Origin of the sequence: Embleya sp. NPDC020630, from assembly GCF_044334985.1 — a bacterium.
Taxonomy (GTDB): domain Bacteria; phylum Actinomycetota; class Actinomycetes; order Streptomycetales; family Streptomycetaceae; genus Embleya.
Map to the genome: position 1 here is coordinate 74,446 of NZ_JBIRUB010000008.1, position 24,303 is coordinate 98,748.

At 70.9% G+C, this 24,303-nt stretch carries 22 protein-coding genes; 16 read left to right on the forward strand and 6 right to left on the reverse strand.

Features of this window, described 5'->3' with window-relative positions; genetic code table 11:
* Positions 1-383 precede the first annotated feature (383 nt).
* Together ACH4XV_RS26385 and ACH4XV_RS26390 are read left to right on the forward strand one after the other, a co-directional pair.
* The gene (locus ACH4XV_RS26385) at positions 384-1,418 is read left to right on the forward strand and encodes an NAD-dependent epimerase/dehydratase family protein (protein ID WP_395793889.1); all 1,035 of its coding nucleotides are present in this window, start codon (positions 384-386) and stop codon (positions 1,416-1,418) included.
* On the forward strand, positions 1,411-2,607 hold the full coding sequence (locus ACH4XV_RS26390; RefSeq protein WP_395793891.1) for a lysophospholipid acyltransferase family protein: 1,197 nt from the start codon (positions 1,411-1,413) through the stop codon (positions 2,605-2,607). The genes ACH4XV_RS26385 and ACH4XV_RS26390 overlap by 8 nt, the downstream gene beginning before the upstream one ends.
* 97 nt (positions 2,608-2,704) lie before the next feature.
* Here the strand turns inward: ACH4XV_RS26390 and ACH4XV_RS26395 are convergent, their stop codons facing one another.
* The 3 genes from ACH4XV_RS26395 to ACH4XV_RS26405 form a co-directional block, all read right to left on the reverse strand.
* Complete coding sequence (locus ACH4XV_RS26395) at positions 2,705-3,937, reverse strand: DUF5667 domain-containing protein (RefSeq protein ID WP_395793893.1); 1,233 nt, start codon at positions 3,935-3,937, stop codon at positions 2,705-2,707.
* A 145-nt stretch (positions 3,938-4,082) separates the two neighbouring features.
* On the reverse strand, positions 4,083-4,868 hold the full coding sequence (locus tag ACH4XV_RS26400; protein WP_395793895.1) for an ECF subfamily RNA polymerase sigma factor, BldN family: 786 nt from the start codon (positions 4,866-4,868) through the stop codon (positions 4,083-4,085).
* Between the two features lie 310 nt (positions 4,869-5,178).
* Entirely contained in the window at positions 5,179-6,084 is a 906-nt protein-coding gene (locus ACH4XV_RS26405) for an HAD family hydrolase (protein ID WP_395793897.1), read from the reverse strand.
* Positions 6,085-6,224: 140 nt separating this feature from the next.
* Here ACH4XV_RS26405 and ACH4XV_RS26410 point away from each other — a divergent pair, with 140 nt between their 5' ends.
* From ACH4XV_RS26410 to ACH4XV_RS26440, 7 genes are all read left to right on the forward strand, one after another.
* On the forward strand, positions 6,225-6,494 hold the full coding sequence (locus ACH4XV_RS26410; RefSeq protein WP_395793899.1) for a glutaredoxin family protein: 270 nt from the start codon (positions 6,225-6,227) through the stop codon (positions 6,492-6,494).
* 301 nt (positions 6,495-6,795) lie between these two features.
* Entirely contained in the window at positions 6,796-7,539 is a 744-nt protein-coding gene (locus ACH4XV_RS26415; protein ID WP_078976624.1) for a redox-sensing transcriptional repressor Rex, read from the forward strand.
* Between the two features lie 58 nt (positions 7,540-7,597).
* Entirely contained in the window at positions 7,598-8,926 is a 1,329-nt protein-coding gene (locus ACH4XV_RS26420; RefSeq protein ID WP_395793901.1) for a glutamyl-tRNA reductase, read from the forward strand.
* Positions 8,923-9,855 (forward strand): hydroxymethylbilane synthase, encoded by a 933-nt coding sequence (gene hemC, locus ACH4XV_RS26425; RefSeq protein WP_395793903.1) that lies wholly within the window; start codon positions 8,923-8,925, stop codon positions 9,853-9,855. Before ACH4XV_RS26420 ends, hemC begins: the two co-directional genes overlap by 4 nt.
* On the forward strand, positions 9,852-11,459 hold the full coding sequence (locus tag ACH4XV_RS26430) for a bifunctional uroporphyrinogen-III C-methyltransferase/uroporphyrinogen-III synthase (protein ID WP_078976627.1): 1,608 nt from the start codon (positions 9,852-9,854) through the stop codon (positions 11,457-11,459). Before hemC ends, ACH4XV_RS26430 begins: the two co-directional genes overlap by 4 nt.
* Positions 11,460-11,536: 77 nt before the next feature.
* Positions 11,537-12,535, forward strand: a complete 999-nt coding sequence (gene hemB / locus ACH4XV_RS26435; RefSeq protein ID WP_395793905.1) for a porphobilinogen synthase — start codon at positions 11,537-11,539, stop codon at positions 12,533-12,535.
* A 127-nt stretch (positions 12,536-12,662) separates the two neighbouring features.
* On the forward strand, positions 12,663-13,280 hold the full coding sequence (locus ACH4XV_RS26440) for a Uma2 family endonuclease (protein ID WP_395793907.1): 618 nt from the start codon (positions 12,663-12,665) through the stop codon (positions 13,278-13,280).
* A gap of 7 nt (positions 13,281-13,287) precedes the next feature.
* Here the strand turns inward: ACH4XV_RS26440 and ACH4XV_RS26445 are convergent, their stop codons facing one another.
* Positions 13,288-13,746 carry a MarR family transcriptional regulator gene (locus ACH4XV_RS26445; protein ID WP_395793909.1) on the reverse strand — a complete coding sequence of 153 codons (459 nt, stop codon included), beginning with the start codon at positions 13,744-13,746 and terminating at the stop codon, positions 13,288-13,290.
* Between the two features lie 179 nt (positions 13,747-13,925).
* Between ACH4XV_RS26445 and ACH4XV_RS26450 the strand changes: the two genes are divergently transcribed.
* The 3 genes from ACH4XV_RS26450 (at position 13,926) to ACH4XV_RS26460 (ending at position 16,946) form a co-directional block, all read left to right on the forward strand.
* The gene (locus ACH4XV_RS26450; RefSeq protein ID WP_395793911.1) at positions 13,926-14,735 is read left to right on the forward strand and encodes an alpha/beta fold hydrolase; all 810 of its coding nucleotides are present in this window, start codon (positions 13,926-13,928) and stop codon (positions 14,733-14,735) included.
* 1,199 nt (positions 14,736-15,934) lie between these two features.
* Positions 15,935-16,366, forward strand: coding sequence for a DUF4260 family protein (locus tag ACH4XV_RS26455; RefSeq protein WP_395793913.1), 432 nt, complete (start codon positions 15,935-15,937; stop codon positions 16,364-16,366).
* The gene (locus ACH4XV_RS26460) at positions 16,359-16,946 is read left to right on the forward strand and encodes a TetR/AcrR family transcriptional regulator (RefSeq protein WP_395793915.1); all 588 of its coding nucleotides are present in this window, start codon (positions 16,359-16,361) and stop codon (positions 16,944-16,946) included. The genes ACH4XV_RS26455 and ACH4XV_RS26460 overlap by 8 nt, the downstream gene beginning before the upstream one ends.
* A gap of 603 nt (positions 16,947-17,549) precedes the next feature.
* Here ACH4XV_RS26460 and ACH4XV_RS26465 read toward each other — a convergent pair.
* Complete coding sequence (locus ACH4XV_RS26465) at positions 17,550-17,924, reverse strand: Rieske (2Fe-2S) protein (protein ID WP_395793917.1); 375 nt, start codon at positions 17,922-17,924, stop codon at positions 17,550-17,552.
* Positions 17,925-18,145: 221 nt separating this feature from the next.
* On the opposite strand from ACH4XV_RS26465, the gene ACH4XV_RS26470 reads away from it, so the two are divergent.
* Positions 18,146-19,708 carry a class I adenylate-forming enzyme family protein gene (locus tag ACH4XV_RS26470; RefSeq protein ID WP_395793919.1) on the forward strand — a complete coding sequence of 521 codons (1,563 nt, stop codon included), beginning with the start codon at positions 18,146-18,148 and terminating at the stop codon, positions 19,706-19,708.
* Positions 19,709-19,785: 77 nt separating this feature from the next.
* Here the strand turns inward: ACH4XV_RS26470 and ACH4XV_RS26475 are convergent, their stop codons facing one another.
* Positions 19,786-20,400, reverse strand: coding sequence for an isochorismatase family protein (locus tag ACH4XV_RS26475; RefSeq protein WP_395793921.1), 615 nt, complete (start codon positions 20,398-20,400; stop codon positions 19,786-19,788).
* Positions 20,401-20,498: 98 nt separating this feature from the next.
* On the opposite strand from ACH4XV_RS26475, the gene ACH4XV_RS26480 reads away from it, so the two are divergent.
* From ACH4XV_RS26480 to ACH4XV_RS26490, 3 genes are all read left to right on the forward strand, one after another.
* Entirely contained in the window at positions 20,499-21,764 is a 1,266-nt protein-coding gene (locus ACH4XV_RS26480) for an amidohydrolase family protein (protein ID WP_395793923.1), read from the forward strand.
* A 270-nt stretch (positions 21,765-22,034) separates the two neighbouring features.
* The gene (locus tag ACH4XV_RS26485; RefSeq protein ID WP_395793925.1) at positions 22,035-22,943 is read left to right on the forward strand and encodes an SDR family oxidoreductase; all 909 of its coding nucleotides are present in this window, start codon (positions 22,035-22,037) and stop codon (positions 22,941-22,943) included.
* Between the two features lie 150 nt (positions 22,944-23,093).
* A complete protein-coding gene (locus ACH4XV_RS26490) occupies positions 23,094-24,281 on the forward strand; it encodes an acyl-CoA dehydrogenase (protein WP_379999165.1) in 1,188 nt (395 codons plus the stop codon).
* The last annotated feature ends 22 nt before the right edge of the window (positions 24,282-24,303 follow it).

The window sequence follows — 24,303 nt, forward strand, 5'->3', positions numbered from 1 at the left end:
GCGCCCGCGTCCCGGCCCCGCGCTCCGAGCCCGCGTCCTCGGCCTACGCTTCGAGCACGTGCTCCCGCCCCGCGCCCCGGGCCGGCGCTTTCCGCACGCTCCGCGCCCGCGCCCGCGTCCCGGCCCCGCGCTCCGAGCCCGCGTCCTCGGCCTACGCTTCGAGCACGTGCTCCCGCCCCGCGCCCCGGGCCGGCGCTTTCCGCATGCTCCGAGTCCGTGCCCCGGCCGGTTTGTGAATGGCTTGTTAATGGGTGGGCCGGTGGGGGTTGGTGGGGCGTGCGTACGGTTACGTTGGGAGCTGGTGGCTCGGGGTGCGCCTACCGTAGGGGTCCGAGTGTGTCGTGGATTTGGTGCGAGCCGGGTCGGGTTGGGGAGGACGCAGGATGGGGCGTGTCGTCCTGGTTACCGGGGTTGCCGGTGATCCTGGGGCCGGGTTTGTGCGGATGATTCGCGATGAGCCCGATGTCGACCGGGTGATCGGGGTCGACATGGTGGCGCCCGCTTCGGAGCCGGCCGGTGTGGACTTCGTGCTCGCCGATATTCGCAACCCGATGATCGCCAAGGTGGTCGCCTCGGCCGCGGTGGACACCGTGGTGCACCTGAGTCCCAGCGAGTTGCCGCCGATTCGGGGCGGCGCGGTCTCGATCAAGGAGACCAACGTCATCGGCACCATGCAGCTGCTCGCCGCGTGCCAGAAGGCGCCGTCGATCCGCCGTCTGGTGGTGCGCTCGACCACCGCCGTCTACGGCGGTTCGCCGCGCGACCCCGCGCTGTTCGCCGAGGACACCGAACCGCGCGTGCAGCCCTCGGCCGGGTGGGCCAAGGACGCCGTCGAGATAGAGGGCTACGTGCGCGGCTTCGCCCGGCGCCGGCCGGATGTCGCCGTGACCGTGTTGCGGTTCGCGCCGCTGCTGGGGCCGCGTACCGACTCGCCGATGGGTGCCTACTTCGCGCTGCCGCTGTTGCCCACGCTGCTCGGCTACGATCCGCGCCTGCAGTTCGTGCACGAGGACGACCTGCGCGAGGCGCTGCGGATCGCGATGCTCGCCGATCGGCCCGGCACGTACAACATCGCCGCCGAGGGTGTGCTGTTCCTGTCCCAGGCCGCGCGCCGATTGGGCCGACCGGTGGTGCCGTTCCCGGCGGCGGCGGTGGGTCTGGTCAACCAGGGTTTGCGGCGCGCGGGTTCGGTGCACCTGTCCGCCGAGCAGGTGCGCCTGCTCACCCACGGGCGCGTGGTGGACCCCGCGCGGGCCCGGGAGAAATTGGGCTTCGTCGCGGCCAGGAGCACGGCCGAGACGTTCGCCGACTATGCCGAGGGTCGTCGTTCGACCGGCCTGCTCGACCCGAGGCGCTTGGCCCAGGTGCCCGATCGACTCGCCGACCTGCTGCTCACCAGGAGGAACCCCGATGGGTGAGGCCCGCATCATTCCCTTCGACGGCGCCACTTCCGGAGCGCGCCCGCCCGCGCCCCGGTCGGGGCGTCGGCCCACCCGGTCCGCGCGTGCGGTCCGGGTGCCCGAGCCGGTAGAAGGTGAGGTGCCGGTGCGATCGATCGAGGCGCGACCGGGACGAAAGCGGGCGGAATCCGCGCGGCCGGCCGAGCCGGGATCGGCCGAGACGGCCCCGGCGGACGCGGACGCCGCCTCGGCCGAGGCCGGGCCCCGGCGCGCGCCGGGATCCGGGCGCTCGTTGTTCGGGTCGCTCGCGGGCACGATCGGCGGGGTGGTGGGCGGTGCCGCCGCCGGACTCCTCGACGGCGTGGCCGGACCGGGTTGGGAGGATCGGGCCGCCGACGGACTGGCCTTCCTGCGCCGCCGGATCACCGGTGAGTACGAGGTGGACGAGTTCGGCTTCGATCCCGAACTCAACGACAAGCTGATGGCCGCGCTGCGGGTGGTCTACGAGCAGTACTTCCGGATCGAGGTCAGCGGCCTGGAGCACATTCCGGCCGAGGGCGGTGCGCTGATCGTGGCCAACCACTCCGGCACGCTGCCGGTGGACGCGCTGATGACGCAGGTGGCGGTGCACGACCACCACCCCGCCCGGCGCAATCTGCGGCTGCTCGCCGCCGACCTGGTCTTCCAGCTGCCGCTGGTGGGCTCGGTGGCGCGCAAGAGCGGACACACCCTCGCCTGCCACGCCGACGCCGAACGGCTGCTCGGCAAGGGCGAGTTGGTCGGCGTGTGGCCCGAGGGCTACAAGGGCCTGGGCAAGCCGTTCGCCGAGCGGTACAAGCTCCAGCGCTTCGGGCGCGGCGGCTTCGTGTCCGCGGCGCTGCGCACCGGGGTGCCGATCGTGCCGTGCTCGATCGTGGGCGCGGAGGAGATCTACCCGATGGTCGGCAACGCGCGCACTCTCGCGCGCCTGCTCAATCTGCCCTACTTCCCGATCACCCCGACCTTCCCGCTGCTCGGCCCGCTCGGGCTGGTGCCGCTGCCGACGCGGTGGCGGATCGAGTTCGGTGCGCCGATCCACACCGACGCGTATCCGGAGGAGGCGGCGGACGACCCGATGGTCGTGTTCAACCTGACCGACGAGGTGCGCGAGACCATCCAGCACACGATCTATCGGCTGCTGATGCAGCGGCGGTCGGTCTTCTTCTAGATCGGGTTCCGATGGATCGGGTTCCGGAACCCGGAACACGAAGGCGGCGCGTGGACGGTGGTCCGCGCGCCGCCTTCGGTGTTGCCCACCGGCTCGGTCAGCTGTGTGGCTCCTCCTCGGCGGGGCCGAGCAGGTTGAGCCCGATGCCCGGCAGGCCGGGCAGCAGGGGCGGGAGGATCTGGCCCTTGGGCGTCTTCGCCGGCGCCGGGGTGCCCCCGGAGCCGTCGGACCGGTCGGAGGGGCTTTGTGCCGGAGCGCCGCCGAGCAGCGGGATGTTCAGCCCCGGCAGCAGGCCGCCGTCCTGCTGTGGCTGCTGTGGCGGTGCGGCACCGCCCGTCGTGGTCGAGCCGCCCTGCGACGGTGCGCCGTTGGTCGCGCCGCCGCCCAGGCCCGGGAGCCTCGGGACGAGCGGCAGGCCGCCGGTGCCCGGTGCGCCGCCCGGGGCGGTACCGGGCGCGGCCGGTGCGCCGTCGGTGTGCCCAGCGGTGCCGGGCTTGGCCGAACTTCGGTCGGGAGTGCCCGCGATCGGGGCGACCTGCTCGTTGATCGCGGTGAGCAGCGTGCGGACCCGGTCCCGCTCGGAGTGCAGCTCCGGCGGGAGTCGGTCGCCGATCCGCTCCATGCGCTCGTTGCCGGAGCGGGCGAAGTCGGCCAGGTTGCGCATCGACCCGTCGCTGCCGCTCTTGCGGAAGTGGTCGGTGAGCAGCGCGCGGCCCTTGTCGGCCTCCTCGCGCCAGTCGTCGAGCACCTGCCGCAGATGCCGCACGGTGTCCTTGTCGGGGCTCCGCCCGGCCCGCCTGAGCAGCCGTTCGGCCTCGCCCATCCGGGTGTCGGCCTGTTGCAGGTAACGCTCGCCGCGTTCGTGGTCGTTGTCCGCGAGCGAGATCTTGAAGTCTTCGACCGTGCGCTTGACGCCGTAGGTCAGGTCGCCGGGCAGCGCGTCGGAGCTGGCGTAGGCCACCCCGCCGAGACCGCCGCCGGTGACCACCACGAACGCGCCGGCGATCGCCGCCCGCCGCCGCCAGCGCACGGTGCGCGGCGGGGCCTGCGACTCGCGACGGCGATGCGCGCCGCGCGGTGCCGGCACGGTGGCCGCGCCCTCGGTCGCGGGCAGCGCCGCGGCCTCGTCCAGCAACCGTTGCCGGAGCGCGGTGCGAAAGTCCGCGCTCGGTACGGGTGCCGCCGAGGACCGCTCGCGCAGCATCTCGGCGGTCCGCAGCAGCGGGACCAGCGCGGGCAGTGGCTCCGCCGATCGGTTGTCGCGGTCGTTCTCGTCGAGGGCTCGCGCGAAGGCGCTCGCGGGTCGCCGATCCAGGGCCGCAATGCTCACAGGCCGCACCTCCTCTCCCCGGATGTCCGTCCAGGGAAGTCTCCGGGTCGGGGGCCACAGGGCGGCTCCCCGCCGCAACGATCCCCGAAGGGGGTCGCTATCGGGAAGAACGAGCCGCGGACCCCGAAGGTTACGGAAGTGTGATTCACCGCACGTCCTCGGGCAGGAGACGGGCGAGCGTCCGTACGGCGCGGTACTGCAACGTCTTGATCGCCCCCTCGTTCTTACCCATGATCTGTGCGGTCTCCGCGACCGATAGACCCTGCAGGAAGCGCAGGGTCACGCATTCCTGCTGCTGGGGGTTGAGCTTGTGCACGGCGTCGAGCAGGGCCGCGTTGGACAACGATTCGAGGACGCAGTCCTCGGGGCTGGACTCGACCTCGTTGGCGTCGAGCATCTCCCCGGTGGTGACCTCCAGGCGGAACCGGCTGGACTTGAAGTGGTCGGCGACCAGGTTGCGCGCGATGGTCACCAGCCACGCGCCGAAGTCGCGACCCTGCCAGGTGAAGGTGCCGATCCGGCGCAGCGCGCGCAGGAAGGTCTCGCTGGTCAGGTCCTCGGCGACGGCGCGACCGCCGACCCGGTAGTAGATGTACCGGTAGACGGTGTCGAAGTAGTTGTCGTAGAGCTGGGCGAACGCGTCGCCGTCGCCGTCCTGGGCGAGTTCGACGAGGGCCATGATGCGGCGGGCCTCGCCGTCCGGACCCGGGCCCCGGGTGTAGCCGGAGCCTCGGGTGGGACGGGTCGGTTCGGTGGTGCCGGCGCGCGCCGCGAGGGCGAGGCCCACGGGCCCGGCCGAACTCGCGCGACAGACACCGGCGCCGTAACCGGCTGTGGCGGCGAAACCGACGGACGGGGGGGCAAAGCTCGCGCACACCGCCGCACGCAGTGTCGCCAGCCCGGACACGTCAACCCGGACGATTCGGTGCACGGGACTCCCTGTTGCTTCAGCGGTAATTACGTTCGGTGCGGAATCGATCACCCATAGTAGGGAACTTGGATACCGCTGTGCGCCGATCGAGAATAACGCTTAGTAAAGGAAGGGATACCAAGTGTGCCCATCGGCGTTGTGAAGCTACCGGGATCGACCGCTGATGTGTGCTCTTTGCGTGTTTGTCGGGTTGTCGCGTGTCAGCTGTGCTATATGCGGACAACTCGCCGCTCGTCGGGCGGCGCGGGGCAGCCCGAATGGACCCCCTCGCCGCAGGTCGCGGGGGGTGTGCGGGGCCGGGACGGGGTGCTCAGATCCGGGTCGGCACCCGCCGCCGAACGGCGGTTCCGGCGGCCACCGCGCCCGCGACGGCGCCGATCCCGGCGGCGGCCGGCAGGCCGATCCGGGCGGCCTTGCGCCCGGTGCGGTAGTCCTTCACGCGCCACCCGTGCGCCCGGGCGTGGCGGCGCAGTCGGGCGTCCGGATTGACCGCGCAGGGATCGCCCACCAGGGTCAACATCGGTATGTCGTTGGCCGAGTCGCTGTAGGCCGAGCAGTCGCTCAGGTTCAGCCCTTCGCGGGCGGCGAGCGCGCGGACCGCCTCGGCCTTGGCCTCGCCGTGCAGCAGTTCGCCGACCAGGCGGCCGGTGTACACGCCGGCGCGGGTCTCGGGCACGGTGCCGAGCGCGCCGGTCAGGCCCAGTCGGCCGGCGATGGTGTCGGCGATCTCGATCGGCGCGGCGGTGACCAGCCAGACCTGGCGGCCCGCGTCCAGGTGCATCTGGGCCAGCGCCCGGGTGCCCGGCCAGACCTTGTCCGCCATGCACTCGTCGAAGATCTCCTCGCCGATCACCCGGATCTCCTCGACCGTGTGCCCCTTGGCGAACGACAGCGCGCTCTCCTGCGCGTCGCCCACGTGCCCCATGTGCTCCCCGCCGAGCCGGAACCTGGCCTGCTGCCAGCCGAACCGGGCTATGTCGCGGGTGGTCAGGAACCGGCGGGCGTACAGGCCCCGGGCCAGATGGAAGATCGACGCGCCCTGCATGACGGTGTTGTCCAGGTCGAAGAACGCGGCACCGATCCGGGCGGGCGCATCGGCCTCGCCCGGGGCGCGCGCCGGGGCGCTCGCCTGCGCCGCGGCCGCCGCCGCCTCGCCCGCCCGCACGGCGTTGTCGTGGTTGTTCTCGGTCCTCGGTCGCCGGCGCAAGAAAACCATGGCGTCGAGCCTAGTAGGCCCGTATTGCGCTCGTGTGGCGCCGGTCTTGCGGGTGCGCGCCCCATCGGTGAAGCGCGGCCTCCGGCTCGGGCCGGGAGGTTGTCTCCCGGTGGGCCCGCGGTGGGGTGACAATCGAGGACGTGAATCCTTTCCGCCGCCGCCCCGACGCCGCGACCCGCTCCGTGACGCTGTTGAGCAAGCCCGGCTGTCACCTGTGTGACGACGCCCGGGTCGTGATCGAACGCGTGACCGCGGAACTGGGGGCGACCTGGACCGAAGTCGACATCACGCAGGACGCGGACCTCCAGCACAGGTACTGGGAGCAGATCCCGGTGACCCTGGTGGACGGGAAACAGCACGACTTCTGGCGGGTCGACGAGCGGCGGCTGCGCAAGGCGCTCGGCGGCTGAGTCGGTCCGAGGCCGGTCCGCGTCGATCCGATGCGGTCGGGGCCGGTCGTTCGCCGGAGGAGGGGGCCGACCGGGGGACGAATCGCCGACACGTACGGTGGGGAGGCGGATGCGATCGGTCACCACGACTACGCACGGGCCATGCTCGAGTCACCTCATGTGATCGAGTTCACGCCCGACTTCGGAACCAAGGCGTGACGAGCATCACGACAGGCGCGCAAATCGGACACCTACTTTGTGCGTACGTTCACAAAAGCCTAACCTGGCAATCGAAATCCCAGGTCCCACCCACAGGAGCAGCGTGGCTACAGGGCGTACCGAGCGACCGGCGCAGCGGGGACGTGGCATCCCCGAGGCGACGGTGGCGCGGCTTCCGCTGTACCTCCGGGCGCTCAGTGCGCTGTCGGAGCGGGGTGTTCCCACGGTCTCGTCCGAGGAACTCGCCGCTGCCGCCGGGGTGAATTCGGCGAAGCTGCGCAAGGACCTGTCGTATCTCGGCTCCTACGGCACCCGCGGGGTCGGTTACGACGTCGAGTATCTCGTGTACCAAATCTCGCGTGAACTCGGGCTCACCCAAGACTGGCCGGTCGCCATCATCGGCATAGGAAATCTGGGTCACGCCCTCGCCAACTACGGCGGGTTCGCCTCGCGCGGCTTCCGGGTCGCGGCCCTGCTGGACGCCGATCGGGCGGTCACCGGGCAGCGGATCGCGGGCATGGCGGTGCGGCACATGGACGACCTCGAGCAGATCGTGCGCGAGGACCACGTGTCGATCGGCGTGATCACCACGCCGGCACCGGCCGCGCAGGAGGTGGCCGATCGACTGGTCGCCGCCGGCATCACGAGCATCCTGAACTTCGCGCCCACCGTGCTCTCGGTGCCCGAAGGGGTGGACGTGCGCAAGGTGGATCTGTCCATCGAGTTGCAGATCCTGGCCTTCCACGAACAGCGCAAGTCCGGTCTCGACCCCGTCGCGGGGCCGGTCCCGGCGCGACCCTCGAAGCCCGGGGAACGCGGCGACCTCCCCGAGGTGATGCCCGCGTGACCGGCTGTCGCACGGGTATCGCGCCCGCGAACACGGCGATCAACGGTAGGAAGACACCATGAGTGTCCTGGCGGTCGGCCTCAGCCACCGAACGGCCGAGGTCGGTCTCCTGGAGCGGGTCTCGGTGACCGGGACGGCCCAGGAGGCGCTTCTGCACGACCTGGTGGCGGCCGAGCCGGTCGGCGAGGCGGTGCTGCTGTCGACCTGCAACCGGGTCGAGATCTACGCGGACGTGGACCGCTTCCACGGTGGCGTCACCGAACTGGGCAACCTGCTGTCGCGGCACACCGGGGTGCCGGTGTCCGAGCTGACCCCGTGCCTGTACGTGCACTACGAGGACCGCGCGGTCCAGCACCTGTTCTCGGTCGCCTGCGGGCTCGACTCGATGGTGGTCGGCGAGGGGCAGATCCTCGGCCAGATAAAGGCCGCGCTCGCGCTCGCGCAGACCCAAGGCACCGCCGGGCGGGTCCTGAACGAGTTGACCCAGCAGGCGCTGCGGGTCGGCAAGCGGGCCCACGCCGAGACCGGGATCGACCAGGCCGGCCGGTCGCTGATGACCGTCGGGCTGGCCCAGGCCGAGTTGTCGATGGGCCCGATCGGCGGAAGCCGGGCGCTGGTGGTGGGCGCCGGCTCGATGAGCGCGCTGGCCGCCAAGACGCTGCACCGCGAGGGCGTGGGCCACATCGTGGTCGCGAACCGTACCTACGCGCGTGCCGAACACCTGGCCGAGGCGGTCTCGGGCCGCGCGGTGCCGATGTCGGCGCTGCCGGAGGCGCTGGGCTCGGTGGACCTGGTGGTCTCCTGCACCGGCGCGGCCGGGCTGGTGATCGGTCGGGACGAGATCGAGGCCGTGCTCGCCGCGCGGCGCGAGCGTGGGGTCGAGCAGCCGTTGGTGCTGATCGACCTGGCGCTGCCGCGCGACATCGACCCCGGCGTGCGCGAGCTCGACGGTGTGGTGCTGATCGACCTGGAACTGCTCGCCGAGGTCTCCGCCGGTACGGCCGGCGAGGCCGACGTGGAACTGGTGCGCAAGATCGTCTGCGAGGAGGTCGCGGCGTTCGCGACCGCGCGGCAGGCGCAGCAGGTCGCGCCGACCGTGGTCGCGCTGCGCAGCATGGGCTCGGACGTGGTCCGGGCCGAGCTGGAGCGGCTGGTCGGCCGGGTGCCGGAGATGGACGAGCGGGTGCGCGCCGAGGTCGAGCAGACCGTACGGCGCGTGGTGGACAAGCTGCTGCACGCGCCGACCGTGCGGGTCAAGCAGTTGGCCGGCGAGCCCGCCGGCTCGTCGTACGCCGACGCGCTGCGGATGTTGTTCGATCTCGACCCGGGCACCCCCGAGGTGGTCCGCCGGGCCGACACCCCCGACAGCGTGGAAGGTGTGGCGTGACCGAGGCACCGTTGCGACTGGGCACCAGGCGAAGCGCCCTGGCGATGGCCCAGTCGGGTCATGTCGCCCAGGCCGTCACGCGCTTGACCGGCCGCGCCGTCGAACTGGTGGAGATCACCACCCAGGGCGACGTCTCGCGCGAGCACCTGACCCAGATCGGCGGCACGGGCGTGTTCGTCAACGCGCTGCGCGACGCGCTGCACGCCGGCGAGGTCGACTTCGTCGTGCACTCGCTCAAGGATCTGCCCACGGGCAAGCCCGAGGGCATCACCCTCGCGGCCGTCCCGCAGCGGCACGATCCGCGCGACGTGCTGGTGGCCCGGGACGGGCTCGCGCTGGCCGAGTTGCCGGCCGGATCCCGGATCGGGACCGGCTCGCCGCGCCGCGCCGCGCAGTTGCGACTGCTCGGCCTCGGCCACGAGATCCTGCCGATCCGCGGCAACGTCGACACCCGAGTCGGCTACGTACGCTCGGGCAAGCTCGACGGCGTCGTTTTGGCCAGGGCCGGCCTCGGCCGCCTGGGCCGTGCGGAGGAGGTCACCGAGACCTTCGATCCGCTCCACATGCTGCCTGCCCCCGGTCAAGGGGCATTGGCCGTCGAGTGCGCGGCACACGATGCCGCCCTCGTCGAACTGCTCGCCGGTTTGGACGACTCGGACACCCGAGCCGCCGTACTGGCAGAGCGCACGCTGCTCGCCGTCCTCGAAGCCGGATGTTCGGCTCCGGTCGGCGCCCTCTGCGAGGTCGCCGAAGGCGAGCAGGTCACCGAGCTGTACCTGCGGGCCGTAGTCGCGAATGTCGACGGCACCGACAGCGTACGGTTGTCCGCCACCGGAACCCTCGACGAGGCGGAGAAGATCGGGCGCGAACTCGCGACCGAACTCCTCGCCCGAGGGGCCTCCGGTTTGATGGGGGAGCGCGTCCCTTGAGCCCCAGAGCGAAGAAGAAGCCCAGCGGCATCGTGACCTTCGTGGGTGCCGGTCCCGGCGACCCGCGACTGCTCACACTGCGGGCCATCGAGGTGCTGGCAGAGGCCGACGTGGTGGTCGCCGACGAGGCGACGCTGCGCCAGGTCCTGTTCCACTGCAAGAGCGGGGTCGAGGTCCTGGACCCGGTGACCGGCGACGACGGGGAACTCCTGTCCGCCGTGGCCCGGGCCAAGGTCGTGGTGGCCGCCGCGCGATCGGGCAGGCAGGTGGTCCGGGCCGTGGCCGGCGACCCCTGCGTGGACCAGTCGGTCATCGACGAGGTCACCGCGGTCGCGAAGGCGAAGATCGTCTTCGAGGTCGTGCCGGGTGTGCCGGTCAGCACGGCCGTGCCCACCTACGCGGGTATCCCGCTGCACCCGACCAAGGGCAGCGGCGGCGTGCGTGTGCTGGACATGGCCGAAGGCACGATCGACTGGGCCACGGTCGGCTCCGTCGAGGGCACCCTGGTGCTGCGCGGCGCGCTGGACTCGATCGCCGAGATCGCCCAGGAGCTGGTCGCGGGCGGGCGCAAGCCGGCCACGCCGGTCGCGGTCACGATCAACGGCACCACCACCGAGCAGCGCACCCTGGTGAGCACGCTCGCCCAGGTCGCCTCGGACGTGCGGGCCGCGAAGATCACGCTGCCGGCCGTCGTGGTCGTCGGCGAGGTGGTCGCGCAACGCGACACTCTGTCGTGGTTCGAGACCAAACCGCTGTTCGGGTGGAAGGTGCTGGTCCCGCGGACCAAGGAGCAGGCGGTCACGCTCTCCGAGCAGCTGCGCTCGTACGGCGCGGTGCCGCACGAGGTGCCGACCATCGCGGTCGAGCCCCCGCGCACGCCGCAGCAGATGGAGCGGGCGATCAAGGGCCTGGTGACCGGCCGCTACGAGTGGATCGCGTTCACGTCGGTCAACGCCGTGCGCGCGGTGCGCGAGCGGTTCGAGGACTACGGCCTGGACGCGCGTGCCTTCGCGGGCATCAAGGTGGCGGCCGTGGGCGAGGCGACCGCGCGGGCGCTGGTCGAGTTCGGCGTCAAGCCCGACCTGGTGCCCTCGGGCGAGCAGTCGGCCGCGGGGTTGCTGGAGGACTGGCCGCCGTACGACCCGGTCTTCGACCCGATCGATCGGGTGTTCCTGCCGCGCGCCGACATCGCCACCGAGACCCTGGTGGCCGGTCTGGTCGAGCTGGGCTGGGAGGTCGACGACGTCACGGCGTACCGCACGGTGCGCGCGGCGCCGCCGCCGGCGGACACCCGCGAGGCGATCAAGGGCGGCGGCTTCGACGCGGTCCTGTTCACGTCGTCCTCGACGGTGCGCAACCTGGTCGGCATCGCGGGCAAGCCGCACGCGGTGACGGTGATCGCGTGTATCGGCTCGGCCACGGCGAAGACCGCCGAGGAGCACGGGCTGCGCGTGGACGTGCTGGCGCCCGAGCCGTCGGTGTCCGCCCTGGCCGAGGCGTTGGCGGAGTTCGGTACGGCGCGACGGGCCGCGATGATCGAGGCGGGCGACCCGGTCACCCGGCCGAGTGAGCGGCGGCCGGGATCGCGGCGCAAGGCCAAGTAAGTGGTAAGTGCGGTAATCGTGGTGAATCCGCCGGCTGTGGTGGTTTCGGCGGATCGGTGAGAAAGGCCGATTGGCTCATGTCGTACCAGGCTGACGCATCGTCAGGGTTTCCCGCGCACCGTCCTCGGCGGTTGCGCACGTCCCCGGCGATGCGCCGGCTGGTCGCGGAGACCCGGCTGCATCCCGCCGACCTGATCCTGCCGCTGTTCGTGCGCGAGGGCGCGAGCGAGCCGGTGCCGATCTCGTCGATGCCGGGCGTGGTCCAGCACACCCGCGACTCGCTGCGCAAGGCCGCGCACGACGCGGTCGCGGCGGGCGTCGGCGGGTTGATGCTGTTCGGCATCCCGTCGGTCAAGGACGCGGTCGGCTCGGCCGGGTTCGACCCCGAGGGGGTGCTCCAGGTCGCGATCCGCGACGTGGTGGCCGAGGTGGGCGCGGACACCGTGGTGATGTCCGACCTGTGCCTGGACGAGTTCACCGACCACGGGCACTGCGGCGTGTTGGCGGCCGACGGCTCGGTGGACAACGACGCGACCCTTGAGGCGTACGCGCGGATGGCCGTGGTGCAGGCCGACGCGGGTGTGCACATGGTCGGGCCGAGCGGGATGATGGACGGTCAGGTCGGGGTGATCCGGCGGGCGTTGGACGACGCCGGGTACCTGGACGTGGCGATCCTGGCCTACAGCGCGAAGTACGCGTCGGGCTTCTTCGGCCCGTTCCGCGAGGCGGTCGAGTCGACGCTGCAGGGCGACCGGATGACGTACCAGCAGGACGCGGCCAACTCCGACGAGTCGGTGCGCGAGGTGCTGCTGGATGTGGCCGAGGGCGCGGACCTGGTGATGGTCAAGCCGGCGATGTCGTACCTGGACGTGGTGCGGCGGATCGCGGACGAGGTGCACGTGCCGGTGGCGGCGTACCAGGTCAGCGGCGAGTACGCGATGGTCGAGGCGGCGGCGGCGAACGGCTGGATCGATCGGGACCGGGTGATCCTGGAGACGCTGACGTCGATCAAGCGCGCGGGGGCGGCGTCGATTTTGACGTACTGGGCTACCGAGGTGGCGCGGCGGGTGCGGTAGGGGATCACTCGTTCGGGTGCTGGGTGGCCGGGGAGCGTTAGCGCGACTCGGGTGACTCGTAGGGTTGGCGAGAACCTGTCCGCTACCGGCGACCGTGACCCACACTGGGGTGAGGAGGTGTTTCCCGATGGCGATTGCGACGCATGAGCCGACGGTGACTACTTCACCGTCCGGTGACCTCGATGAGCTTCTGTGGCGGGCCTGGAAGGCGTTGACGCTGCCCAAGGGACTCCGCGCCGAGATCATCGAAGGAGCCATCGAGGTGTCTCCCACGGGCTCCCGTCGGCACGCCATGATCGCCAACCGGCTACGGCGTGCCTTGGATCGGCACCTCGAAACCGATGTGCTGTCCGCCTTCCAGGACGGCAATGTCCTGGACGGCCGCAAGGTCTACATCCCGGATCTTTTCGTCGCGCCCGACGACTTGGACGAGGCGCCCGACGCCGACGGTCTGGGCGTGGATGTTTCCGGAGTGGTGCTGGTCGCGGAGGTCGTGTCTCCGGGGAGCGAGGCCAGTGATCGCGATCGTCGGCGCAAACGCCGTGCATATGCGCGTGCCGGAATCGAGATCTACGTCATCATCGACGACTTCGACGGCTCCGGGACGGTGACCGTGCTCGCGGATCCCGACTTCCGGAAGGGCGACTACGGATCCACCCTTCACGTCGAACAGGGGACGCCGGTCGCCATTCCCAGCGGCGCGTTGAAGGGCTTCACGATCGGTCCGGAGATCACCGCGCGCTGAGTCGGGGTCAGGGGCGCAGGCGGGTCAGGGCCGCCGGGGGTAGGTGGCGGGCCAGGACGGCCAGGGCTGCGGTGACCTGGGCGAGGACCTGTTCGTCGGTGGTGGCGAGGGCACGGGTGAGGGCGTCCTCGATGCCGGCGGCGCGGACTTCGGCGACCCTGGCGGACGGGGTCGCGGCCGTGCGGACCAGGAGGCGGCGGCGGTCGGTGGGGTCCTGGGTGGTTTCGATCGAACCGGTTTCCTTGAGGCGGGCCACGGCGGTGGAGACCTGGCTTTGCGGGAGGCCGGTGCGGCGGGCGATCTCGCCGATGGCGCTGTCGGGGTGGGCGGTGATGTCGCTCAGGGCGATCAGGATCGGGCGCACGCTGCCGGGGTGAGGGTCGGTGCCGACCTTGGGGGCGGGTAGGGCGTCTTCGCCGATCTTCATGAGGGTGCGGCCGAGGAGGAAGAGGTCGACGGGGGTCATGGGGGACATTGGGGTGGGGGACGTCATGAGCAGATAGTACATCGGAAAAGATGTATCAATGTTGATGTATCTAATGTGATGGATTAGGTTGTGGTCATGGGTGGGTGGCGGATCGGTGCCGCCCGCGACGACTTTCCGGGGGAATTCTCGTGGCCGCGACTGCTGGTGCTGTTTTGTCCGTGCCGGGCGCGGAGCTGTACTACGAAGTGCGGGGATCCGGGCCGCTGTTGCTGATCGGAGAGAGCGGCGAGGGGGACGCCGGGCGCAGTGTGGACATGGTCGATCGGCTGGTGGCCGACCACACCGTGGTGACGTATGACCGGCGTGGGCTTTCCCGGAGTACCTTGGCCGATCCGGCGGCGCCGGTGAGCATCGGGGACCACGCCGACGACGTGGCGCGGTTGTTGGGCGAGGTCGCCGATGGGCCGGCGACGATGCTGGGGCTCAGCATGGGCGGGTTGATCGGGCTGCGGGTGGCGGCGACCCGGCCGGAGCTGCTGCACACGTTGATCGCCCACGAGCCGGTCGCGCCGTGGTTGCTCTCCGATGCGGAACGCGACGCGCATCGGGGTGAGTTGAGCGCGATCCGGGAGGTGCATGCGCGGGCCGGGATGGGCGGTGCGTTTCCTGCGATCACGGCTCACCTGGGCATCGAGCCGGGTGTGGAGGAGCGTGAGCCGGATCTGACCGCGCAGCCGATGAGCGCGCGGCGGGTGGCGAACTTCGATTTCTTCATCGGGCGGGAGTTTCCGGCGGTGGTGGAGGACGTGCTGTCGCCGGATCTGGTGCGCTCTTCGGCGACGCGCATCATCCCCGGGGTGGGGGCGAGCACGCGGCGGCGGGTGTTCACGCGGCGGTGTGCGGTGGCGCTGGAGGGGGTCGTCGGGGTTGCGGCGGCGGTTTTTCCGGGTGGGCACAACGGCAATCTGACGCATCCGCGGGCGTTTGCGGCGGCGGTGCGGGGGGTGTTGGGGGGCGTGGCCGGCTGACGTGGGTGGGTGAGGTGGCCGGCCGATGTGGGTGGGTCGGATCGGTGGGGCTGGGCTGGGGGCGGACCGCTGGGGCTGGGCCGGTGGGGCGGGCCGGTTCGGTTGGACTGGTGGGGCGGGCCGTTGGCTTGGGCCGGTGGGTCACTCGTATGTGGGATTTCCGGGGGTTCGTTCGGGGTGGGTCGGTGGGGCGGGTCAACCTTGCGCCATGGCCGACTCTCGGGTTGTGGCGCGATTCCTGGTGGTGGCGTGTGTGTGCGTGCCGGTCGTCGGGGGCTGCGGTTCGGCGGGGGCCGAGGGGTGTGGGCGGCGGGCAGGCGTCGTGGTCGAGGCCGGTGGGGGTTCGGGCGGGGCGGGGTGTGGGGTGCGGGTCGGGTGGATGGGCGTCGGGTACGCGCCGGCGGGTGCGGGCGGTGGCCGGGGTCGGGGTGACGGCGGGGCGGGGGTGCGCGTCGAGGGCGTGGGTAAGCCGCCGACGAAACCGGCGCATCCGCGACCGCCTCGGCCGCCGGCGACCAAGCCCCCGAAACCGCCTGCGCCGAAGCCGCCGGTGTTGGGGGTGGTGGGGTCGGCGGGGGTGCGGCCGGTGATGACGAAGCCGGTGGGGGTGAGGCCGTTGGAGCCGAGGCCGTCGGGGTCGGGGCTGCCGGGGGCGAAGGTGCCGGGGGTGAGGCCGGCTGCGTTGCAGGTGGGTGTGGGGTCGGTGGGAGGCGGGGGTGGGGGAGAGGTCGGTTGGCCGGTTGAGCGTGGCGGTTCGGCGGTGGACTCGGGTGGTGGGGGCTCGGGTGGTTCGGGGGACGGGGCCGGGCGTTCTGTGGTGGATCGGCCGTTCGGGTCGGGGCGGCGGGTGGTTGCTTCGCGGGAGAGGGCGGCGTCGGGGCGGCGGCCGTTTGTTGCGTCGGCCGTGGATGCCGGGGTGCGGGGGGAGGTCGGTGTGCCGGGTGGGGACGGCGAGTCGGTTCGGGCGGGTGGGTGGGTACGTCCGGTGGTGGATGGGTTGTGGGTGAGTGGGGTGGTGGAGTGGGCGGTTTTCGGGTTTGTGGTCGGGGTTGTGTTCGCTTTGGGGATCGGGATCGGGTCGGTGGGCTTGCGGCGCTCTTGATGGGTGGGGATGTCGTCCGGACTTGACGGCTAATGGTGTTAGCCGGATGATGGACGCAGGCGGCTAACGTCGTTAGCCACAGGCGGGCGGAGGCGGCATGAGCACCATCGTGGGCACGGGAATCCGCGGTTCGGCGGCGCTTCGGTGGACGCGGCGCGGCGCGTGGGGCGTACTGGCGCTGTTTTTGGCGGCGTTCGCGGTGTTCGAGGGCGTGAAGTATGGTTTCGCCACTTCTGCGGCGGCGTTGGTCTTCTTCATACTGCCCGACCTGACCATGTTCGTCGGAGCCGGCGACGCGCTGCGGGACGGCACGCACGAGCGGGGTCGGTTGCAGGCGCGTGCGGTGCCGTTCTACAACGCGTTGCATCGGGCCTGGGTCCCGCTGATCGTGCTGGTCGGCTACTCCGCCGGGCCGATCGAGTGGCCGCCGCTGTTCACCGCCGGCCTCGGCTGGCTCACCCACATCGCGATGGACCGTGCCGCCGGGTACGGACTGCGCACTCCCGAAGGGTTCCGTAAGCATGTCTGACGTTTCGTACGTTTCCGCTCCTCCGGTCGGCGGTCGGGCGCGGGAGATCGTGGCCGCCGCGCGGGAACTCCTGGAGGGGGAGGGGCCGGAGGCGGTGTCGATGCGGCGGATCGCGGAGCGGATCGGGATCAAGGCGCCGTCGTTGTACAAGCACTTCGCGGACAAGTCTGCGGTGGAGAGCGCGTTGATCGCGCAGGCGATGGCGGAAATGGCGGAGGTGTTGGAGGCCGCGGAGGCGGCGTCGGCCGGGTCGGCGGGCTCGGCGGGGTCGGCGGCGGGGGGTTCGCGGCTGGAGCGGATCACGGCGTTGGCGGGGGCGTATCGGGCCTACGCGCTTGCGCATCCGTATCTGTATCGGTTGATGAGTGGGCAACCGTTGGATCGTGCCGCGTTGCCGTCGGGGCTGGAGGAGCGGGCGGCGGCGCCGTTGATGCGGGCGGTGGGGGGCGATCACGACGCTGCGCGGGCCGTGTGGGGGTTTGCGCACGGGATGGTCTCGCTGGAGTTGGCGGGTCGGTTTCCGCCGGGGGCGGACCTCTCGGGGGCATGGGCCAGGGGCTGCGGGGCCTTTGCGGGGTGAACCCGGCTTGGCCGACGGCTCTCCTGCGCGAGCCGGTCCGGCCCCCTGGGCCTCAAGCGCCGGCCGGGCTGATGGGGCTCTTGGCCGGTTGCGCATTGCTTGGGTGGGGTGGCCTCAAGCGCCGGCCGGGCTGAGTGGGGTTGGCCGGTGTGGTGCATCGGCCTCAAACGGCAGCCGGGCTGATCAGGTTTTGGGCCGGCTGCGCATTGCTTGGCTGAGGCGGTTTCGAACGCCGGCCGGGTTGGGTGGGGTTGGTGTGGTGCGTCGGCTTCGAGCACCGGCCGAGTTGATGGGGTTCTTGGCCCGTTGCGCATTGCTTGGCTTGGGTGGCCTCAAGCGCCGGCTGGGCTGTGCGGGGTTGGCCGGTGTGGTGCATCGGATTCGAGCGGCGGGCCGGGTTGATGGGCTCTTGGTCGGTTGGGTGTTGCTTGGGTGGGGCGGTCCCGACGCCGGCGGGGCTGGGCGGGTTGGGCTGTGTCGTGGATGGGCTTTGAGCGTGCGCCGGGCTGATCGGGTTTGTGGCTGGTTGCGCATCGCTTGGCTTGGGTGGCCTTGGCTTGGGGGCTTTGCAGGGCGTGGGGGGCACCTTGGCGGCCGTTGGGGTCAGGGGTGGTTGGGGCAGGGGGAGGCGTTGGATTTTTTGGTGGGGCGGGGGGATGGGGAGTGGTAGACGAGGTTGTTTTCGGTCCAGGACTTGTATGTGCGTAGTGGGCGGCATGGGACCGGGCCGAGGGAGCGGCCTGTGGCTATTTCGAAGGTGGCCTTGTGGGCCGGGCAGGTGAGGTGTTCGTTGGTCAGGGTGCCTCTGGAGAGGATGGCGCCGGCGTGGGGGCAGCGGTCCTCGAAGACGTGGACCGTGTCGCCGTGGCGCAGGATCGCGACCGGGGGGCTGGTGCCGACTCGGGTCGGGACGCCTTCGGGGAGGCTCGCGAGCGGGCCCAGGCACACCGGTGGGCGCTCCCGGCGGAAGGGTGACATCGTGCCCCCGGGGTTGGCGGTATCGCCCCAGGTTAGGCAGTACGGCCTTGCTTCGCCAGTATGCGATCAAGGTCGCCGAGATCCGGTTGTGATCCGCGTGACCACGCGAAGTCTTTCTTCCCGCAAAGCTTCTGACGTACCGTCAGGTCAATGCCCCGGGGCTTCCGCTTCGCCATGCCCCGGCGACGTACCCCGGCCCCGGCTTTCCGCGCGGAGGACACGTGTCTGACCCGATCTACGACGCCACCACTCTCTGGGAGCTGGTGGAGCGCCGCGCGGCGGCGTCTCCCGATGTACCCATGCTGCTCGACCCGGAGGACCGCAGGGTCACCTTCGGTGGGTTCAAGGCGTGGGCCGAGCGCGTGGCCGCGGGCTTCCACGCGCTCGGCGTCACCGCCGGGACCCGTGTGACCTGGCAGTTGACCACGCGGATCGAGTCCATCGTGGTCTCGTTCGCGCTCGCCCGGCTCGGCGCGGTGCAGAACCCGATCATCCCGTTCTACCGGGAGAAGGAGGTCGGGTTCTGTCTGCGGCAGACCGGGGCCGAGTTCTTCCTGTGTCCGCGCGAGTGGAAGGGCTTCGACTTCGTCGGCATGGGCGAGGCGCTGGCCAAGGAGCTGAGCCCGGCGCCGCGCGTCATGGTCGCCTACGACGAGCTGCCCGAGGGCGACCCGGCCGACCTGCCGCCCGCGCCGACCGACGGCGACGAGGTGCGCTGGCTCTACTACACCTCCGGGACCACGTCCGACCCGAAGGGCGTCCAGCACAGCGACTCGACGCTGCTCGCGGGCGGCAAGGGGCTGGCCGTCGCGCTGGACATGTCGCCGAGCGACATCGGCTCGATCGCGTTCCCGTACGCGCACATCGCGGGCCCGGACTACATCGTCACCGTGCTCGCCTCGGGCTTCCCGGCGGTGATCGTGGAGAACTTCGACCCGGCGGGCGTGGTGCCGGTGTACAAGCGGCTCGGCGTCACCATGGTCGGCGGCTCGACCGCGTTCTATGTCGCGTTCCTGAACGAGCAGCGCAAGCAGCCCGGCGAGAAGATCATCCCGACCCTGCGGATCGTCTCCGGCGGCGGCGCGCCCAAGCCGCCGGAGCTGGTCGGTGAGGTGCGCGACGAGATGCGGGCGATCCTGTGCCACGGGTACGGGATGACCGAGTCGCCGATGATCGCCCAGGGCGGACCGTACGACTCCGAGGACCAGCGCTCGTACACCGAGGGCAAGCCGGTCAGCGGCATCGAGGTGCGCATCGCGCGGGCGGACGGCTCCGTCGCGGACACCGGCGAGGAGGGCGAGGTCCGGCTGCGCGGGCCGATGGTGTTCAAGGGGTACACCGACCCCGCGCTGACCGCCGACGCGTTCGACGAGGACGGCTTCTTCCGCACCGGCGACCTGGGCCGACTGCGCGCCGACGGGCACCTCTCGCTGACCGGTCGGCTCAAGGACGTGATCATCCGCAAGGGGGAGAACATCTCCGCGCGCGAGATCGAGGACCTGCTGTTCGCCCACCCGAAGGTCGCCGACGCGGCGGTGATCGGCCTGGTCGACCGCGAGCGCGGAGAGCGGGTCTGCGCCGTGGTGGAGCGCCAACCGGGTGAATCCGACCTGGAATTCACCGAGATGGTCGGCTACCTGCGCGAGGCCGGGCTGATGACGCAGAAGATCCCGGAGCAATTGGAACTGGTCGACGCGCTGCCGCGGAACGAGACGCTGCGCAAGGTGTTGAAGTTCAAGCTGCGCGAGCAGTACGACAAGAAGCCCTGGACGCCCCGGCGCTGACCGCCGATTCGGCCTTTCAGGCCACCCCGAACCGCTGCTGATGCCCCGTCACCGGATTGGTGACGGGGCATCAGGGGTCAGGCCCAGGCGGCCAGTACGGCGTCGACCGTGGTGATCGTCGCGATCGCGTTGAAGGTGTTGGCGAGTACGGCCTCGGCGTATTCGGGAGGGAATCCGGCCACCGCCTCGCGCGGTACGACGAATTGGAATCCCGCGTTCACCGCGTCCATCGCGAAGTTGAGCATGCCGACGTTGAGCGAGACGCCGACGCCCACGACGGTACGCACGCCCAGGTTCCGCAGCACGGCGGCGAGTCCGGTGTCGGCCATCGGGCCGAGTCCGTGGTAGCGGGAAAGCACCAGGTCGGAGGGGTGCACGGTGATCCCGTCGGCCACCGCGGCGGCATCCGAGCCGGGGGCCAGGAGCACCGGCGCCTTGGCCGCGGCGCCGAACATCCGGGCGTTGGCGTTGGCGCCCCGGCCGTCCGGGCGGCGTACCGCCAGGCAGTGCACGACCGGGACTTGGGCCCGGCGGGCGGCCTTGGCGAGTCGATCGACGGCCGGAATCAGCCCCCCGGTGTGCGCGGTCAGCGCGGGGAACACCGCCTGCGTGCCGATCACTCCGTTCTGGCATTCCTGGGTGATCAACGCGGTGTGTCCGGGGTCGATCAGTTCTTCGAGACGCAGGGCCATCCGTGATTCTCCTGACGTTGAGTCAGCTTGTGGTTCCCTCCGCCCAGAGATTACGCTAAATCTGACGGTCCATCAGATTTAGTGAGCGGGAGGGGCCGATGAGCACCAACCAGCCCGGGCAGGCTGCCACGCAGTCCGGAAACTCCTTCGGCGAACTGCCGAAGATCATCAGCGTCGATGACCATGTCATCGAGCCGGCACACCTGTTCGAGCGCTGGTTGCCGAAGAAGTACCACGAGCGCGGCCCGAAGCCGGTCACCACGGGCATCGGTCAGCTGGAGTACACCGGGGCGAGTTACAAGATCACCACCGATCCCAACGGCCCACCGGCCGACTGGTGGTTCTACGAGGACCTGCGCTTCCCGTACAAGCGCAACATCGCCGCCGTCGGCTTCAGCCGGGACGAGATGACCCTCGAGGGCATCACGCGCGGCGAGATGCGCCCCGGACTGTATGACCCGGCCGAGCGGCTGAAGGACATGGACGTCAACCATGTCGAGGCCTCGCTGTGCTTCCCGACCTTCCCGCGGTTCTGCGGCCAGACCTTCTCGGAGGCCGCGGACAAGGAGGTCGCGCTCGCGTGCGTGCGCGCCTACAACGACTGGATGGTCGAGGAGTGGTGCGGCGACTCCGGCGGGCGGCTCATCCCGCTGATCATCATCCCGCTGTGGGACGTGCAGCTCGCCGTCGAGGAGATCAAGCGCAATCGGGCGCGCGGGGTCACCGCCGTGTGCTTCTCGGAGATCCCGGCCTTCCTCGGCCTGCCCAGCATCCACACCGGCTACTGGGACCCGTTCTTCGAGACCTGCGCCGATCTGGGCGTGACGATCAACATGCACATCGGCTCGTCCTCGACGATGCCGGCCGCCTCGCCGGACGCGCCGGCGGCGGTCCAGGCGTCGCTGAGCTTCAACAACGCGATGGCCTCGATGGCCGACTTCATCTTCGCGGGCATCCCGGCGCGGTTTCCGAAGATCAAGCTGGCCTACTCCGAGGGGCAGATGGGCTGGATCCCGTACGCCCTGGAGCGCATGGACGACGTGTGGCTGGAGCACCGGGCCTGGGCGGTCACCGGCGAGGTGTTGCCCGAGGCGCCGTCGTACTACTTCCGGCGGAACATGTTCGCCTGCTTCTTCCGGGACCGGCACGGGGTCAACTCGCTCGATGTGATCGGCGAGGACAACGTCACGTTCGAGACCGACTACCCGCACGTCGACTCCACGTGGCCGCACACGAAGAAGATCGCCGAGGAGCATCTGGCGGGGCTGGGGGCGGAGACCGTTTACAAGATCATCCGGGGTAATGCGATTCGGATGCTCGATCTCGATTTCGATCGGGATCGGGTGGGTGCGGCGGGGGCTTGAGGCATCTGATCGCTGCGGGCTGCTGCGGGCTGCTGCGGGCTGCTGTGGGTCGCTGCGGGGAGGTGCGGGTGCTGCGGTCACTTCGGCCGGTTTGGGTCGGGTCGGGTCGGTTCGGTTCTTCGGTACGGACGTGCCGCGTGGTCATGGCAGTGGCTCGCGGTGCGGTGGTAGGGGGCGGCTCGTCGAATTTCTCGGCGGGCCGCTTCCGAGGTATTCGACGTGGGTCGGTCCTCGGTACGGCGTCGGTCTTCTACACCTGAGGGGCCTGGAATGAGTGGGATCTGCGAGGGGCGCGTCGTCATCGTCACCGGTGCCGGCGGCGGTATCGGGCGCGAGCACGCGCTGGCATTCGCCCGCGAGGGCGCGCACGTGGTGGTCAACGACATCGGTGCCTCGCGCCAGGGCGACGGGCGTTCGCTCGGCCCGGCCCAGCAGGTCGTGGCCGACATCGAGGCGCTGGGCGGCAAGGCGGTGGTCAACGCGGACGACGTCGCCGACTGGGCGGGCGCCGAGCGTCTGGTGCGGACCGCCATCGACACGTTCGGCCGGCTGGACGTGGTGGTCAACAACGCGGGCTTCCTGCGTGACCGCATGCTGGTCTCGCTGGGCGAGGACGAGTTCGACGCGGTCATCCGGGTGCACCTCAAGGGGCACTTCGCGGTGATGCGGCACGCCGGCGCGTACTGGCGGGCCCAGGCGAAGGCGGGCGCCGAGGTCGACGCGCGGCTGATCAACACCACCTCGGGCGCGGGGCTGATGGGCTCGGTCGGACAGGGCAACTACGCGGCGGCCAAGGCCGGGATCACCTGCCTGACCCAGATCGCCGCGGTGGAGATGGGCCGCTACGGGGTGACGGCCAACGCGATCGCGCCGGCCGCGCGCACCCGGATGACCGAGGAGGCCATGCCGGACCTGGTGCGCAAGCCCGAGGACGGCGGCTTCGACTTCTACGACCCGGCGAACGTGTCGCCGCTGGTGGTGTGGCTCGGCTCGACCCTGTCGCGGGAGGTGACGGGGCGGGTCTTCGAGGTCGAGGGGGACAAGGTCTCCGTCGCGACCGGATGGCAGCACGGTCCCGAGGCCACGGCGGGCCGGCGGTGGGAGCCGGCCGAGTTGGGGCCGGTGGTGGCGAAGCTGCTCGACGAGGCGCCGGCGCCGACTCCCGTGTACGGGGCCTGAGTTCGGCGAGGCCGCTGCGGTCGGGCCGCTGCGGTCGGGTCGATGCGGCGGGTCGCTTCGGTCGGGTCGCTGCGGTCGGACGCCTCGGTTCGGCCGCCTTCGTTCGCTTTTTCGTTTGCCCGTTCCCAGTTCGACAGGGAGTCGACGACCATGGACCTGCGGTACACCGAGGCCGAGGAGGGCTTTCGCGCGGAATTGCGCGCGTGGCTCGATCAGGCCATCCCGTTGCTGCCACCCAAGCCCGATCGCAACGACTGGCCCGGGCGGCGCGCCTACGACACGGCGTGGCAGCGGTTGTTGTTCGACGCCGGATACGCGGGTCTGCACTGGTCGGTGGAGGCCGGCGGCAAGGGCGCCACGCCCACCGAGCATCTGATCTTCCTGGAGGAGACCGAGCGGGCCGGCGCGCCCTACGTGGGGGCGAACTTCGTCGGCCTGCTGCACGCGGGGCCGACGATCGACGCGGCCGGCACCGACGAGCAGCGGCGGCGGTATCTGCCGGGGATCCTGCGCGGCGATGACGTGTGGTGCCAGGGCTTCTCCGAGCCGGGAGCGGGCAGCGACCTCGCCTCGCTGCGTACCCGGGCGGTGCGGGACGGCGACGACTACGTGGTCAACGGTTCGAAGATCTGGACCTCGCACGCCGAAGTGGCGGACTACTGCGAGATGTTGGTGCGCACCGACCCGGACGCGCCCAAGCACAAGGGCATCACCTGGTTGATCGTGCCGATGGACACGCCGGGGATCACCATCCGGCCGTTGGAAACGGTGATGGGGACCTCGGAGTTCGCCGAGGTGTTCTTCGACGACGTACGGGTGCCGGTGGCCAACCGGGTGGGCGAGGAGAACGACGGCTGGCGGGTCACCATGGTCACCCTGTCGTTCGAGCGCGGCACCGCGTTCGTCAGCGAAGTGGTGGCGTGTCAGCGGCTGTTGCGCGAACTGGCGGCGCTGGCCAAGAAGGTGACCCGGCGTCAGGCCACCGCCTGGGACGATGTCGCGTTGCGGCGTGAACTGGGCCATCTGACAGCCGAGTTCGAGGCGCTGTGGGCGCTGACCAAGTGGAACGTCTCCGAGGCGCAGCGGTCCGGGGTGCCCGGGGTCGGCGGCTCGGTGTTCAAGCTGCGGTTCTCCGAGACGAAGCAGAAGGTGTACGAACTCGCGCACCGGCTGCTCGGGCGGGCCGCCCTGGCGGTGGACGACGTCGCGGGACTGCCGGGCGCGACGCTGATGGACGAGCGGCTGTCGTCGCTGTCGTACACGATCGCGGCGGGTACGTCGCAGATCCAGCGCAACATCGTGGGCGAGCGCATCCTCGGTCTGCCGAAGGAACGGTGAGCGGGGTCGTGGGATTTCGGCC